This is a genomic window from Comamonas jiangduensis, assembly GCF_030162955.1.
Lineage (GTDB): Bacteria > Pseudomonadota > Gammaproteobacteria > Burkholderiales > Burkholderiaceae_C > Comamonas > Comamonas jiangduensis.
Window position 1 is genome coordinate 270137 of the sequence record NZ_JARXOV010000001.1, and the last position, 14581, is coordinate 284717.

A 14581-nucleotide genomic window follows, 5' to 3' on the forward strand; every position below is an offset into this window, starting at 1 on the left:
GCTGTTCTGTGAAGTGGTTCACCAACGTGCTGAGCACCCACGTGAGCCACTCAGTCAGCCGCAGGCATCGCTGCACTGCTTGCGGGGATTAGAGAAAATGCTGCGCAGTTGGGGACACAGTCCCGAGAGAAAACATCTATGACATTGGTCGCTATTATTTTGGCCACCCTGGCTTCCGGGATTGGAAGCGTGTGGGTGGCTAACTTGCTTTTGAAGGTGGGCTTTGGCAAAAACCAGAGTGACCGCGCGCAACAGGGTTTGTTGAGTTTGGCTGCCGGCGCTTTGCTGGCCACGGCGTTCATGCACTTGCTGCCGGAGGCCTTCAACAGCGAAGCCAGCGCGCACGATTTGTTCATGACGCTGCTGATTGGCGTGGTGTTCTTTTTCTTGCTGACCAAGGCAGAGTTGTGGCACCACGGACATGAACACAACCATGGGCATGTCTACCACGACCATGATGAGGCGCACGCACATTCCCATGACCACGCACATGCACACGGTCACCAGCACGGCACGAAAAGCAGTGGCTGGTCGCTGCTTACCGGTGACAGCGTGCACTGTTTTGGCGATGGTATTTTGATTGCCTCTGCTTTTGTGGCCGATATTCGCTTGGGGCTGATTGCCGCAGTATCGGTGTTGGCCCACGAGGTGCCGCACCACATTGGCGACCTGGTGGTGTTGCGCAATAGCAAGCACCGTAATTTGGCCTTGCTCAAGGTGTCACTGGCTGGGGCTGTGACCGCACTGGGCGGTATTTGTGGCTATTTCTTGGTCGGTCATCTGGAAGAGTCGCTGCCGTATTTTTTGGTGGTGGCATCGAGCAGCTTTGTGTATGTGGCGCTGTCAGATTTGATTCCCCAGCTGCAAAAACGCCTGTCTGCCAAAGAAAGCCTGGTGCAAGTGGCGTGGCTGGTCACGGGCATTGTCTTGGTCACGCTGGTCAGTGGTTTGGCGCATGGCGGCCACGGGCACTAAAGGCTGGCACCATAAAAAATGGCACCTTAGGGTGCCATTTTTTATGCCGGTTTGGTTGGGTTGACTGCGGTTCAGGCCGGCTCTGTTTGTGGCGCATCGGTGCGGCGCCCCGCGTTTTGGATGGCAGCACGCACCGTGGACAGCTGGCGGCGCGAGACCTGCAAGATTTCAGGCACGCTGTGCAGGCGCATGGCCCAGCATTCCCCTTCTTCATCGTTGTAATGCTTGTCCAGCTTGAGCATCTGGGCAGGATTGACCAAGGCATTGCGGTGGATACGAAGAAATTGGTTCGGAAAACGGTGCTCCAGTTCACTCAATGAACTGTCCAAAATGTAGGTGCGTGCAGCAGTGCGCACGGTGACATATTTTTGCTCTGCTTTTAAATACACGATTTGGTGCAAAGGCACGCGCTCGGCACGGCCGCGATCACGAATTACCAGTGCAGGCGCCGCCTCGCTGTTGTCGGCAGCGCCTTCCAGGGTACGCAGGCGGCGCACTTTGGCAATGGCTTGGTGCAGCCGCTCCAAGCGCACGGGCTTGGTGAGGTAATCCACCGCTTCTACCTCAAAAGCACTGGCGGCATACATGGAGTGCGCAGTGACAAACACCAAGGCTGGAGGCTGTGCCATGGTGCGCAGTGTTTGTGCCAGCACCATGCCGTCCGGGCCCGGCATTTGGATGTCGAGCAACAGCAAATCCACTGGGAGTTCAGTGCGCCGCAAAAATTCTTGGGCTTGCGCGACATTGGCGGCCTCTTCCACCACAAAGGGGGCGGCGGGGTCTTCACACTCACTGAGCAGAACGCGCAAACGATTGCGGGCCAACAGTTCATCATCAACAATCAGCACATGCATCTCTTATCTCCGATGGTTATGGTTGTGCATTTAACTGGACGGTAGAGAAATACGAACCTCAAAAACACCGTGTTTGGGTGCTGCACTGAATGTGGCATCGACATCGTGCAACAGGCGCAAACGTCGCTCTACGTTAGCAAGAGCAATCCCCTGACCTTTATGTATCAACGGCTTATCGCCGAGATGTTTGGACGAAGTCAGTGTATTGGTGACACGTAGCAAAAGAAATTTTTTTTGAGTGAGTTGCGCGGAGATTGTTACTTTTGCGCCAATCTGCGAGGGTTCCACCCCATGCTTGACGGCGTTCTCTACCAAGGGCTGCAGCAGCAGCGGAGGCAGCCGAACGTGCAGGGCGTGGGGGTCTAAATCCCATTGCACTTGCAGTCGTGGACCAAAGCGGGTTTGCTCAATATCCAAATAGCGTTGTGCCAACGCAATCTCTTCGCTCAGTGGAATGGTGCTGCGAGGGTCTTGCAGCGTGGCACGAAACAGATCGCTCAAATCTTCCAATAAACGCTCGGCTTTGGAGGGTTCGTCGCGCACCAGGGCAATCGCACTGTTGAGGGCGTTAAATAAAAAATGCGGGCGTATGTGCGCTTGCAGGGCCGTGAGTTGCGCCTTGGTGGCCGCAGGCGTTCGGCCTTCTGCGCGCAGCACCAAATAGCCCACCAATACTGCGGCCAAGATGCCGCCGGTGATGGCATTGGCAAGCCAGTGCATGCGCGCTACCTCCCCAGAAATGGCCAGCATCGTGGTGGCGTAAAGCCCCGCTACAACCCCAAGCACAATGCCGATGGCGTACTGGTGCGGGCTGTCCATACGGTGCAAAACGCGCTTGAGGCTGCAGGCCAACAGCAACCAAACAAGGGTGCCGGGTAGCCCGCCACTGGTGAGCCAGGCGGTATACATCAGCCAATCCCATGCGTTGTGGCTGGTGTAGAGCGCTGCAATCGCCAAGGTTAATTCCACCCCCAAAACGGCGCGCAGCACCACGCCCAGATGGCAGGAATCGAAGATCAAGACCGGCAGCGCTGCACTAGGCTGAGGGGTTGTCGCCTCTGAATATTCGTCGGTTGGCAATTGGCTCGATAAAATTTGCGGCTTGTGCATAGGGCATCCGGGTGTTCCGGGTGTCTGTCGTAATTGGAAATTCTGCCCGCCCATGTCTGATAACACCACCACCCAGCCCTCCCACAACCAGCTCGATACCAAGGCGCAGGCGTGGTCCGCGTTGTTTTCTGAGCCTATGAGCGATTTGGTCAAGCGCTACACCTCCAGCGTGTTCTTTGACCAGCGTATGTGGAAGGCGGACATCACCGGTTCTTTGGCCCACGCTGAAATGCTGGCAGCCCAAGGTGTGATTGGTCAAGATGACTATGCGGCCATTCAAAAGGGTATGACCCAGATCAAGCAAGAAATCGAATCTGGCGCGTTTGAGTGGAAGCTGGATCTGGAAGACGTGCACCTGAATATTGAAGCGCGCCTGACGGCATTGGTGGGGGATGCAGGCAAGCGATTGCACACCGGCCGCAGCCGCAATGACCAAGTCGCCACCGATGTGCGCCTGTGGTTGCGCGATGAAATCGATTTGATCGAAGGTCTGCTCAAGGAGCTACAACTGTCGCTGGTCGAAGTGGCAGAAAAGCATGTGGACGTGATTTTGCCCGGCTTTACCCACTTGCAAGTGGCGCAGCCCGTGAGTTTTGGCCACCACATGCTGGCCTATGTGGAAATGTTCAAGCGCGATGCTGAACGCATGCTGGACGTGCGCAAGCGCGTGAATGTGCTGCCCCTGGGTTCAGCCGCACTGGCTGGCACCACCTACCCGCTGGACCGCGAGCGCGTGGCAAAAACCTTGGGCATGGAGGGTGTGTGCCAGAACTCCTTGGATGGCGTGTCAGACCGCGACTTCGCCATCGAATTCACGGCAGCCGCTTCGCTGTGCATGGTGCACATCTCGCGCCTGTCGGAAGAGCTGATTGTGTGGATGAGCCAGAACTTTGGCTTCATCAAGATTGCCGACCGCTTCACCACCGGCTCGTCCATCATGCCGCAGAAGAAAAACCCCGATGTGCCCGAGCTGGCGCGTGGCAAAACCGGCCGTGTGGTGGGTCATTTGATGGGCTTGATCACCCTGATGAAGGGCCAGCCCCTTGCCTACAACAAGGACAACCAGGAAGACAAGGAGCCGTTGTTTGACACCGTCGATACGCTCAAGGACACGCTGCGCATCTTCGCGGAAATGATCGGCGGCCAGCTCAATCCTGCGACCGGGGCCAAGGAAGGTGGTATCACCGTGAATGCGGCCAATATGCGTGCGGCTGCGCTCAAGGGCTATGCCACAGCGACTGACCTGGCTGACTATCTGGTGAAGAAGGGTCTGCCCTTCCGTGACGCCCACGAAACCGTGGCACACGCCGTGAAACTGGCCACCCAAAAGGGTGTGGACTTGAGCGAGTTGCCTTTGGCCGAGCTGCAGTCCTTCAACCCGAATGTGCAGACCGACGTGTTTGACGTGCTGAGCCTGGAAGGCTCGCTGAACGCGCGCAACACCTTGGGTGGCACCGCCCCAGCGCAAGTGCGCATGCAACTGGCCAAGCACCGTGCACGGTTGGGCTGAATCACAGCGGTAGCTCACGCTGGGTCTGCCAGGCAGAGCGATAAGCAAACAACAAGGGACGCAGTGGCGTCCCTTGTTGTTTGTGGCTGGTGAGCAAGCCTGTGTTTGGTTGGCAAAGAGTGATGTGATACATCGCTATTTGCTATTAATTTTTCGTGAATTATGGAGGGTCTGCCTGCTAGGCTAGCAGATGGCCGTGTATGGCTTTTTCTGTTTTTCATTGTTGGAGAAATTTGTGACCCACGCATCTCGTCGTCGATTCCTGGCCCAAACTGCGCAACAAGCAGCAGTGCTGGCAGTTGCCAGTGGGGCCGGGTGGCGATGGTCGTGGGCTGCTGACAAACCCATCCGCATCTTGGTCGGTTTTCCTCCCGGTGGCGGCACCGATGTGATTGCGCGTTTGTTGCAAGAGCCTTTGAGCCAGCGCCTGGGGCGTACCGTCATGATTGAGAACAAGCCAGGTGCGGGCGGTCAAATTGCAGCCCAGTTGCTCAAAACCTCGCCAGCCGATGGCAGCACCCTGTTTCTGACACATGACCACACCATCTCTATCTTGCCGCAGGTGGTGCGCCATGCTGGTTTTGTGCCGGGGCTAGATTTTGAGCCCATGGGGGGCTTTGCCTCATTTGTGAATACCTTTGCCGTATCGGCCCTGCACCCTGCCAAAACCTTTGAGGAGTATCTGGCGTGGGTGCGCAAGGATGCGGGCGGCCGCAGCGCGATAGGTATTCCAGCGCCAGCTTCCACCCCCGAGTTTTTGGTGAAGCAATTGGCCAGCCGCTATCAGGTGGATCTGATCTCTGCACCTTACAAGGGCAGTGCGCCCATGATTGCGGACTTGCTGGGCCGCCAGATTGAGGCAGGCATCGGGTCGGTGCAAGACTTTGTGCACTACCACAAGCAAGGCAAGTTGCGCGTGCTGGCGGTGCTGGGTGGCAAGCGCCAGCCTTTGTTGCCCGCGGTGCCTACGTTCAGCGAGCTGGGCATGCAAGGGCTGGAAGATATGCCGTATTACGGCATTTATGCCCCCAAAGGGGTGCCTGCACGCTTCACACAGCGCTTTGCGCAAGCGCTGGCGGAGAGCGTGCAAGAGCCAGCCATTCGCAAACAGCTGGAAGAGATCGGCTTGGTTGTCGAGCCGATGACGCCCCAGCAGTTGCACCAGCGTGAGCAGGCCTACTCCGGCGTTTGGCAACGCATCATCCAGAGCAGTGGTTTTCAGCCCCAGTAACCGCGCTTGTTTGGGTGCAAAGCGGCAGGCCTTAGGCCGCGGCTTTTTTGGTGAGGCAGGCTAACTACCCCGTATCCGGGCTAGGAGTGGTGGTCGCTCAATGCTAGGCTATGGCCCATTTCCTAACAAAGATCAGTTGGCATCTGTGGGCGCGTACAAGCTGAGACCGCCTTTGCGCACACCGCAAGAGGGTGCAGTGATGGTGTTGGCTGCTCTCTCCAAAGAGGCATGGGCATGTATTCGACACGGTTATGGGTGCTGGTAGCGCTGGGTGCGGGCCTGAGTGGGGGCGCCCATGCGCTGTCTATCAGCCAGGTGACGCCCAGCGGTAGTGTCAATGAGGTCCAGCAAATTGTGGTGCAGACCTCTGCCGATGCAGTGCGGCTGGGCAACGCCCAAGCGCCAGCGCCGGTGCGGGTGCAGTGTGTGCCAGCACAGGCTGCCCAAGGCATGGGGCGTTGGAACCATGCGCGCGAGTGGGTGTGGCAATTCAACCAGCCCGTGCCTGCAGGCACGCGTTGCCAGATTCAGCCCGAAAAATCATTCAAATCGCCTTCTGGCGCAGTGTTGACGGGCGCTGCTAGCTATCAGTTTGAAGTTGCTGGGCCCACCATCATTCAGACATGGCCAGCCACGTATGAAGCCGTGGATGAAGCGCAGACCTTTGTACTCAAGCTCAACGGCGCAGCCACCGCTCCCAGCTTGCAGCAGCACGTGCATTGCCGGGCTGAAGGTGTGGGCGAGCGCATTCCGGTGCGCCTGCTGGATGCCAGCAAGACGCAAGCAGTGCTCAAAGCCTTGGACATCCAGGACAAAGGCAGTTATGTGGCGCTGGAGTGCAACCGGCGTTTGACCGCAGGCAGCCGCATGCAACTGGTGTATGGCGCCGGCGTACAGATGGCCAGTGGGGTGAGCAACAAGCACCCTCAAACGCTGGATTACCAGGTGCGCCCAGCCTTTACGGCAGAGCTGCAGTGCCAGCGTGAACGCGCGAACGCCGGTTGCTTGCCGATTCGTGATCTGGTGCTGTCTTTTTCTGCACCGGTGCCGCAGGCACAGGCCAAGCAGGTGCAACTGGTGCTCCATGGCAAAAAAATCCAGCCGGTGCTGGATAAAGAGACCCTAACCACCTTCAGCGAGGTACGTTTTCCAGCACCGCTGGAGCCTTTGGGCAAATACCAGTTGGTGTTGCCCGAAAATTTTCAAGACGATGCGGGGCGCAGTCTGGCGAATGTGGGGGCTTTCCCCATGGCTCTGACCATGGGAGATACACCACCGCTGGTGAAGTTTGCGGCCGCACCGTTTGGCGTGCTGGAGCGCTTTGCGGAAGGCGAGGATGGCACCGCCGTGTTACCGGTGACGGTGCGCAAGGTGGAGACCATGGACAGCAGCGCAGGCGCCCCAGCCCGCGCTGCGGGGGCACAAGTGCGGAATCTGCGGGTAGGCACTGATGCCGACATCATCCGCTGGTGGGACTTGGTGCAGCGCTATGACCGCAGCTGGATGCGCCGCAAGGATGCGCAGCGGGATCTGAAATCTCCCCTGCCTGCACCGCTGGATGAGGAAGATCGCGATTCCATCGCGCCACGCACGGTGTCGCTGCTCCAAGGGCAAGCGGGTGTGCAGACCTTGCATCTGCCCAAATCCCAGGATGGCGATCCGCGCCCTTTTGAAGTGGTGGGCATACCCATTTCCACACCGGGCTTTCATGTGCTGGAGGTGGAGTCGCCCCGGCTGGGCGCTGCGTTGCTGGACGAACGCATGGGGGCCCAGCGCAGCATGTTTGTGCGTACCTCGGCCTTAGTCACCAATTTGGCGGTGCACCTCAAGCTCGGGCGTGAAGGCGCTGCAGTGTGGGTGACTTCGCTGGACAAGGGCAAACCTGTGGCGGGTGCTGATGTGCAAGTATCAGATTGCCGGGGCAAGCCCCACGCTGCAGGCAAGACCGATGCCCAAGGTCTGCTGATGCTGCCGGATTTGGACAAGGAGGCGCCGCGCTGTAACAACCACGAAGGCAGCGGCCAGTGGTTTGCCAGTGCACGCTACAGCGACAAAGGCGTGCCAGACATGGCGTTTGTCTGGAGCGATTGGCAGCGTGGTATTGAGCCATGGCGTTTCAATATGCCTACTTCTTGGGGGCGCGGGCCCGAATTGGTGGCGCATACGGTGCTGGACCGGAATCTAGTGCGCGCCGGTGAAACCGTGTCGATGAAGCACTTTGTGCGCCAGCAAACCTTGCAAGGGCTGGCGCTGCCACAAGACTGGCCTGCAGAACTGGTGATTACCCATGTCGGCAGTGGCCAGCAATACAAGCAGTCACTGCAATGGGCGGCCACGGACAACGGTGGGCGCAATGCCATCAGCAGTTTTGTAGCCCCCGCAGCCGCCAAGCTGGGCTTGTACACGGTAGAGCTGCGCTGGCCAGAGCAGGCCCATGGCGGCCAGCGCGTGCTGCAGTCGGGTGAGTTCCGGGTGGAGGCATTTCGCCTGCCGGTCTTTCAAGGCAGCGTGCAGCCTGTGGACAAAACGGCACTGGTGCAGCCCAAGGCAATTCCGGTGGCGGTCAGCCTGAACTTTATCAATGGCGGTGCCGCCAGCGGCCATCCTGTGCAAGTCAGTGCCCTGCTGCGTGAGCGTGGGGTGAGTTTTGAACGCTGGGCGGGCTACAGCTTCCGTGCGCCGCGTTCCCAGCAGGAGGTGGATCGTGCGGCGGAAGACAGTGGTGGCGATGGCGCACGCTTGGTGGCTGATAAGCTGCCCGTGAGCTTGGATGCACAGGGGCAGGGCCAGGTGACGCTGCCTGCTTTAGCCCCGGTACAAGCCGCACAAGATTTGGTGCTGGAGGCCAGCTTTGCTGACCCGAATGGCGAAATCCAGACCCTGCGCAGCAGCCACAGCGTGTGGCCTTCGGCAGTGTTGGCGGGGATTCGCACCGAGGGGTGGATGTCGGTGGGCCGCAAGATGCGTTTGCAAGCGGTGGCGGTGGACACCCAAGGCAATCCGCAAGCCGGGGTGCCATTGAAGGTGCAGGCGGTGCAGCACACCACCACCACCACCCGCAAGCGTTTGGTGGGCGGTTTTTATACGTATGACAACCAGCGTAGCAGCAAGCGTTTGGGCGAGGTGTGCAGCGGCAAGAGCGACGCACGTGGTTTGCTGCTGTGCGAGGTACAGGTGGTGGAAACCGGTGAGGTGGAGCTGATTGCTTCTGCCCAAGACCAGCAAGGCCATACTGCGCAGGCGTCAGACACCGTATGGGTAACGGGGCAAGGCGAGTTGTGGTTTGGGGGGCAAGACCATGACCGTATGGATGTGCTGGCGGAAAAAACCAGCTACAGCCCCGGAGAAACCGCCAAGCTGCAAGTGCGCATGCCTTTCCGTGAAGCGACGGCCTTGGTGAGTGTGGAGCGTGAAGGCGTGCTGTACACCCAGGTCATGCAGTTGGAGGGCAAAGATCCAACGATTGCATTGCCCGTGCAAGCTGGCTGGGGCCCCAATGTGTTTGTGAGTGTGCTGGCCTTGCGTGGGCGCTTGTATGAAGTGCCGTGGTACAGCTTCTTCACCTGGGGCTACAAAGCACCGCGCCAGTGGTGGAACGCGTTTTGGTATGGCGGCAAAGAATATGTGGCACCCACCGCCATGGTGGATTTGAGCAAGCCCGCGTTCCGCTTGGGTGTGGCTGAGTTGCAGGTGCAAGACCGCTCGCAGCAGTTGCACGTGGTGGTGCAGGCCGATAAAAGTGGCTACCAAATCCGTGAAACAGCCAAAGTCACCATCCGTGCCACGCTGCCCGATGGCAAGCCAGCTGCGCATGCCGAAGTGGCAGTGGCCGCAGTAGACAAAGCCCTGCTGGAGTTGTCGCCCAACCGCAGCTGGGATTTGCGCGCTGCCATGTGGCAGCGCCGTGGCTGGGCGGTGGATACCGCCACGGCACAGATGGAAGTGGTGGGGCGCCGCCACTATGGGCGTAAGGCTGCAGCACCGGGCGGTGGCGGTGGCCAAGGCGCACCCACGCGAGAGCTGCTCGACACGCTGCTGCTGTGGAACCCCAAGGTGCAGTTGAATGCACAAGGCCAAGCTGTGGTTGAGGTGCCGCTCAACGACGCACTCACCAGCTTCACCATCGTGGCGGTGGCGGACGACGGGGTGCAGCGCTTTGGCACGGGGAGTGTGGACATTCGCACCAGCCAAGACTTGCAAGTGATCAGCGGTCTGCCGCCAGTGGTGCGCGAGGGTGATCAGTTCCGCGCCATGCTGACCGTGCGCAACAGCACCGCCCAGTCCATGCAGGTCAAGTTGCAACCCCATGCAGGCGGTGTCGCGTTGAAAGCGCAAACGGTGGAGGTGCCCGCCCAAGCGGCACGGGAAGTGACGTGGGAGGTGACGGTGCCCAACAGCTTGGCACAAGCCGCCCAGAGCGAGTGGCCGTGGCGCATTGATGCCCAGGATGCCCGAACCGGTGCCAAAGACAGTCTGGTGGTGCAACAGCGCTTGCTGCCCGCTGTGCCGCTGGCGGTGCAGCAAGCCACCATCACACAAATTGATGGCCGCTGGGAGCAAGCTTTGAGCTGGCCTGACAACGCCCTGCCCGGCAGGGGCGGGGTGCGCCTGTCGTTCAGCGACAAGCTGGCCGACAAGGATGAAGGGGTGCCCGGGCTGCGTGACTGGTGGGCAGCCTACCCGTATGCCTGCCTGGAGCAAACCGTGGGCAAGGCCATTGGCTTGCGCGACCCAGCGCTGTGGCAGCAAACCATGGCGCAGCTGCCAACTTATCTGGACGACGATGGCCTGGCCATGTATTTCCCGCCGCAGGACAGCCGCCGCGCACAGGGCAGCGACACGCTGACGGCACATTTGCTGGCGGTGCACCACAGCCTCAAGGCCGTGGATGCAAGCCTGCAACTGCCGGCCGCCGAGCAGGCGCGCATGGAATCGGGCCTGATCGCCTGGGTAGAGGGGCGCATAGAGCGCAAGCACTGGAGCCCGCGCAAAGATCTGGATGTGCGCAAGCTGGCGGCCATTGCCGCGCTGGCGCGCAGTGGCAAGGCGCGGCCTGCCATGTTGGAGAGCATTCGCCTTGCGCCGCAAGAGTGGCCAACGCATGCGCTGATCGACTGGCTCAGCATCTTGCAGCACATGCCGCAAGTGCCGGGCCATGCTGAACGCTTGGCAGAAGTGCAACAACTGCTCAAAACCCGCTTGTCCTACCAAGGCTCTCAAGTGGGCTTTAGCACCGATGCCCAAGACCAGTGGTGGTGGCTGATGCAAAGCGCGGATGTGAACGTGGCGCGCCTGCTGCTGACCACCATGGACGATCAGGCATGGGAGGCCGAGCGCACGCGGCTGGTGACGGGCTTGCTGGCCCGCCAAAAGCAGGGTTCCTGGGGGACGACCACGGCCAATACCTGGGCAGGGCTGGCGCTGCGCCAGTTCTCCCAGCGCTATGAGCGCGAAGCGGTCACGGGCAATACCACCGCCTTGCTGGGTACTGCCACCCAGACCGTGCACTGGAATGCTGCGCCTGCAGCGGCAGGGGGTGAGCCTGTGGCTGCCACTGCGGTGCCCGCCGGCAGCGCGCAAAGCGCAGACAGTACGGGCCGCACCGTATTCCTGCCGTGGGGTGAGCGCCGGATGGGCCAGCTCAGCGTGCAACACCGTGGCACGGGCAAGCCGTGGGTGGGTTTCCAGTCGGTGGCTGCCGTGCCGCGCACCCAAGTCATGAATGCCGGTTACGTGCTCAAGAAAACCGTGACGGCAGTGCAGGGCGCCAACAGCCAAAACTGGAAGCGCGGGGATGTGGTGCGCATTCGGCTGGAGGTGAGCGCCAGTGCAGACATGACCTGGGTGGCGTTGAGCGACCCCATTCCTGCTGGAGCCACCATTTTGGGCAGTGGCCTGGGGCGCGACTCGGAAATTGCCCAGCAAGGCGAGGCTGCGGCTGACGGCGCGAGGCCTGATTTTGTGGAGCGTGGCCAAGACAGCTATCGGGTCTACTGGAGCTATCTGCCCAAAGGCAACGCTGCCGTGGAATACACCGTGCGCTTGAACAACGCGGGCGACTTTGCGCTGCCGCCCACGCGGGCGGAAGCCCTGTACGCGCCCGAAATGTTTGGCGAGTTGCCCAACGCGCGCTGGAAGGTGGCGCAGCCTTGAGCAGCAGGCTTTGCGTCGGCCGTGTGACGGTGCTGCACCTGCATCCGGCCGACAATCCCCGCTTTACCAATACCTGAAAGACGTTGTATGCACTATTTGCTGACCTACCACTACACCGATGATTACCTGGAGCGCCGGGGGCAATTCCGCAACGCCCACTTGCGCCAGGCCTGGGAGTGGCAAGCGCGCGGCGCATTGCTGCTGGGGGGCGCCGTGGGTGATCCGGCGGACAGCGCCGTGCTGGTGTTTGACTGCGACAACGCACAGGCGGTCGAGCAGTTTGTGCAAGCCGATGCGTATTTTCAAAATGGCCTGGTGCGCAGCTACCGTATTCAGCCGTGGACCACGGTGGTGGGTGACCAGGCGCACACGCCGATTCGGCCGGAATAATTAAAAAAGTAGCTGCCAGCGCTCGTTTTTAAAGGGGTTTAATGTAATTTAGCCTTGAAAATAAGGTCTGGAAAGCGTTGACTGTTACTTTTTTGGAAGCAAGCAGCCAGACTGCGTGCTTTGTCTGACGTGCTGCTTGGCGGCGGGGTGCACATACTCCGACTCTCAGTCCTTTCGCCGCGTGACGACCATGAACACTCCAGTCAATGAACCGGGTGCACGCACTGCACCCAAGACGACCTTCTCAGCCCCGGTGGTGGTGCCCGCTTTGCTGGTGTTGGTGGCGCTGCTGGTGCTGTGTGGCGCTTTTCCCGCGCTGGCCGACCGCATGTTCTCCCGCGCCCAGACCTGGGTGGTGGGGCATTTTGACTGGTTCTACACCGTCATCGTCACGCTGTTTTTGCTGTTTCTGGTGCTGCTGGCGGTCAGCCGCTATGGCGATATCCGCCTCGGCCCGGACGATGCCAAGCCTGAGTTCAGCTTTGTGTCGTGGACGGCCATGCTGTTTGCTGCGGGCATGGGCATTGGCCTGATGTACTTTGGTGTTGGTGAGCCGCTGCAGCATTACCTGAATCCTCCCACCCAGATGGCAGGCACGGCAGGCGCGGCCAAGGAGGCGCTGGCGTCCACCTTCTTTCACTGGGGCTTTCACGCCTGGGCCATTTACGGTGTGATGGGCTTGACGCTGGCCTACTTCGGCTTTCGCTACAACCTGCCGCTGACCATGCGTTCTGGCTTGTACCCCTTGCTGCAGCACCGCATCAACGGCCCGATTGGCCACGGGGTGGATGCGTTTGCCTTGGTGGGCACGATTGCGGGCTTGGCGACCACGCTGGGCTATGGGGCCATGCAATTGGCTGCGGGCCTGAATCTGGTGACGGGGTGGGACACCAGCACCTCGGCATTTCGCATCGGCGTGATTGTGGGCGTGGTGGGGTTGGCAGCCCTGTCGGCCGCTTCCGGGCTGGACAAAGGGGTGCGCCGCCTGTCTGAGCTGAATCTGATCCTGACGTTTGTGCTGCTGGGCTTTGTGCTGGTGTGCGGCCCCACGGTGTTTTTGCTGCAGGCCTTCAGTGAAAACATTGGCCACTACGCCTCTGAGTTGATCAGCATGTCGCTGCGCACCTTTGCCTATGAGCCTGCCCAAGACCCGCAGTGGTTTGGTGGCTGGACCATTCTGTACTGGGCATGGTGGATTTCGTGGTCACCTTTTGTGGGCATGTTCATCGCCCGTATTTCGCGCGGCCGCACCGTGCGCGAGTTCATCATCGGTGTGCTGCTGATTCCCACGGCCTTCAATCTGCTGTGGATGACGGCATTTGGCAATGGCGCCATCTGGATCGACACCCATGTAGCCCAGGGCGCGCTGGCGCAATCCGCTGGCAATGTGGATGCCTTGCTGTTTCGCTTTTTTGAATACCTGCCGCTGACCCGGGCCGTGTCATGGCTGGCGATTGTGTTGATTGCGCTGTTTTTTGTGACCTCGGCCGACTCTGGCGCCTATGTGGTGGATGCCATTGCTTCGCGCGGTGATCCGCAGTCACCCATCTGGCAGCGGCTGTTCTGGGCAGCGGTACTGGGTGTGACCGCCGTGGTGCTGCTGCTGGCAGGGGGGCTCAAGGCCTTGCAGGCCATGACGCTGGTCGCGGCCATGCCAGTGGCTGCCATCATGGGGGTGCTGTGCATCGGCTTGTGGCGCGGCATGAAGGCCGACGTGACGCATGCCCGGCAAGACCTGTCGCCTGCCACCAATTTCTGGACGGGCCAGCACTGGCGCAAGCGCTTGGAGCTGATCGTGCACCAACCCTCCGCCAGCGATGTGAAAAGCTTTTTGCAAAAAACCGTGCTGCCTGCCATGCGTGATGTGGCGGCCGAGCTGCAGCGCCAAGGCGTGCAGGTCCAGGTGCATGACGATAGTGCCAGCACCGAAGGCGCGGAGGCGGGCACGGTGCGCCTGGTGATACCCGCGCCGCAGCTGCGTGACTTTGTCTACGGCGTGCGGCCCCTGGCACGCAAGTTGCCAGGTTTTATGCTGACCGAGGTGACCGATGAAGCGGCCAACCAGCGGCGCCATGTGGTGGAGCCGGTGACCTTCTTTGCCGATGGCCGCGAGGGGTATGACATTCAATACCTGCGCCATGAAGAATTGATTGCAGACATTTTGCGTAACTATGAGCGTTACCTGTCGGTCAGCGCCGACCAGCGCGCGGTGCTGCTCAACCGGGCGCCAGGGCATACCGAGTCCTGAGCGGTGGTGTGGGGCGATGGGGTGATGAAGTATTTGTGACGATGCGTGATTTTTAGAGGGTTATCACCGACGAAGTCGTCATGACATAGACATATAGCCTGCATAAACTG

The 14581-nt window shown here is 60.2% G+C and carries 8 protein-coding genes; 6 read left to right on the forward strand and 2 right to left on the reverse strand.

Annotated features, from left to right (window positions below; all coding sequences use genetic code 11):
• The first annotated feature begins 138 nt into the window (after window positions 1-138).
• Entirely contained in the window at window positions 139-975 is an 837-nt protein-coding gene (locus tag QEP12_RS01220) for a ZIP family metal transporter (protein ID WP_284213112.1), read from the forward strand.
• 71 nt (window positions 976-1046) lie between these two features.
• On the opposite strand, the gene QEP12_RS01225 is transcribed toward QEP12_RS01220, so the two are convergent.
• Window positions 1047-1829 (reverse strand): LytR/AlgR family response regulator transcription factor, encoded by a 783-nt coding sequence (locus QEP12_RS01225; protein WP_219162763.1) that lies wholly within the window; start codon window positions 1827-1829, stop codon window positions 1047-1049.
• 30 nt (window positions 1830-1859) lie between these two features.
• Entirely contained in the window at window positions 1860-2849 is a 990-nt protein-coding gene (locus QEP12_RS01230) for a sensor histidine kinase (RefSeq protein ID WP_284213115.1), read from the reverse strand.
• A gap of 142 nt (window positions 2850-2991) precedes the next feature.
• Here QEP12_RS01230 and argH point away from each other — a divergent pair, with 142 nt between their 5' ends.
• The 5 genes from argH to QEP12_RS01255 all read left to right on the forward strand — a co-directional run bounded on the left by argH (window position 2992) and on the right by QEP12_RS01255 (window position 14471).
• Entirely contained in the window at window positions 2992-4449 is a 1458-nt protein-coding gene (gene argH / locus QEP12_RS01235; RefSeq protein ID WP_284213116.1) for an argininosuccinate lyase, read from the forward strand.
• Between the two features lie 190 nt (window positions 4450-4639).
• Complete coding sequence (locus QEP12_RS01240; RefSeq protein ID WP_284213118.1) at window positions 4640-5680, forward strand: Bug family tripartite tricarboxylate transporter substrate binding protein; 1041 nt, start codon at window positions 4640-4642, stop codon at window positions 5678-5680.
• Between the two features lie 234 nt (window positions 5681-5914).
• Window positions 5915-11833 (forward strand): alpha-2-macroglobulin family protein, encoded by a 5919-nt coding sequence (locus tag QEP12_RS01245; RefSeq protein ID WP_284213119.1) that lies wholly within the window; start codon window positions 5915-5917, stop codon window positions 11831-11833.
• Window positions 11834-11920: 87 nt separating this feature from the next.
• Entirely contained in the window at window positions 11921-12223 is a 303-nt protein-coding gene (locus QEP12_RS01250; protein ID WP_174863515.1) for a YciI-like protein, read from the forward strand.
• A gap of 190 nt (window positions 12224-12413) precedes the next feature.
• Entirely contained in the window at window positions 12414-14471 is a 2058-nt protein-coding gene (locus QEP12_RS01255) for a BCCT family transporter (RefSeq protein WP_284213120.1), read from the forward strand.
• The last annotated feature ends 110 nt before the right edge of the window (window positions 14472-14581 follow it).

Coding starts and splice junctions, on each gene's coding strand:
- QEP12_RS01220 (WP_284213112.1), top strand. CDS start 139: ATGACATTGGTCGCTATTATTTTGGCCACCCTGGCTTCCGGGATTGGA.
- QEP12_RS01225 (WP_219162763.1), bottom strand. CDS start 1,829: ATGCATGTGCTGATTGTTGATGATGAACTGTTGGCCCGCAATCGTTTG.
- argH (WP_284213116.1), top strand. CDS start 2,992: ATGTCTGATAACACCACCACCCAGCCCTCCCACAACCAGCTCGATACC.
- QEP12_RS01240 (WP_284213118.1), top strand. CDS start 4,640: ATGGCCGTGTATGGCTTTTTCTGTTTTTCATTGTTGGAGAAATTTGTG.
- QEP12_RS01245 (WP_284213119.1), top strand. CDS start 5,915: ATGTATTCGACACGGTTATGGGTGCTGGTAGCGCTGGGTGCGGGCCTG.
- QEP12_RS01250 (WP_174863515.1), top strand. CDS start 11,921: ATGCACTATTTGCTGACCTACCACTACACCGATGATTACCTGGAGCGC.
- QEP12_RS01255 (WP_284213120.1), top strand. CDS start 12,414: ATGAACACTCCAGTCAATGAACCGGGTGCACGCACTGCACCCAAGACG.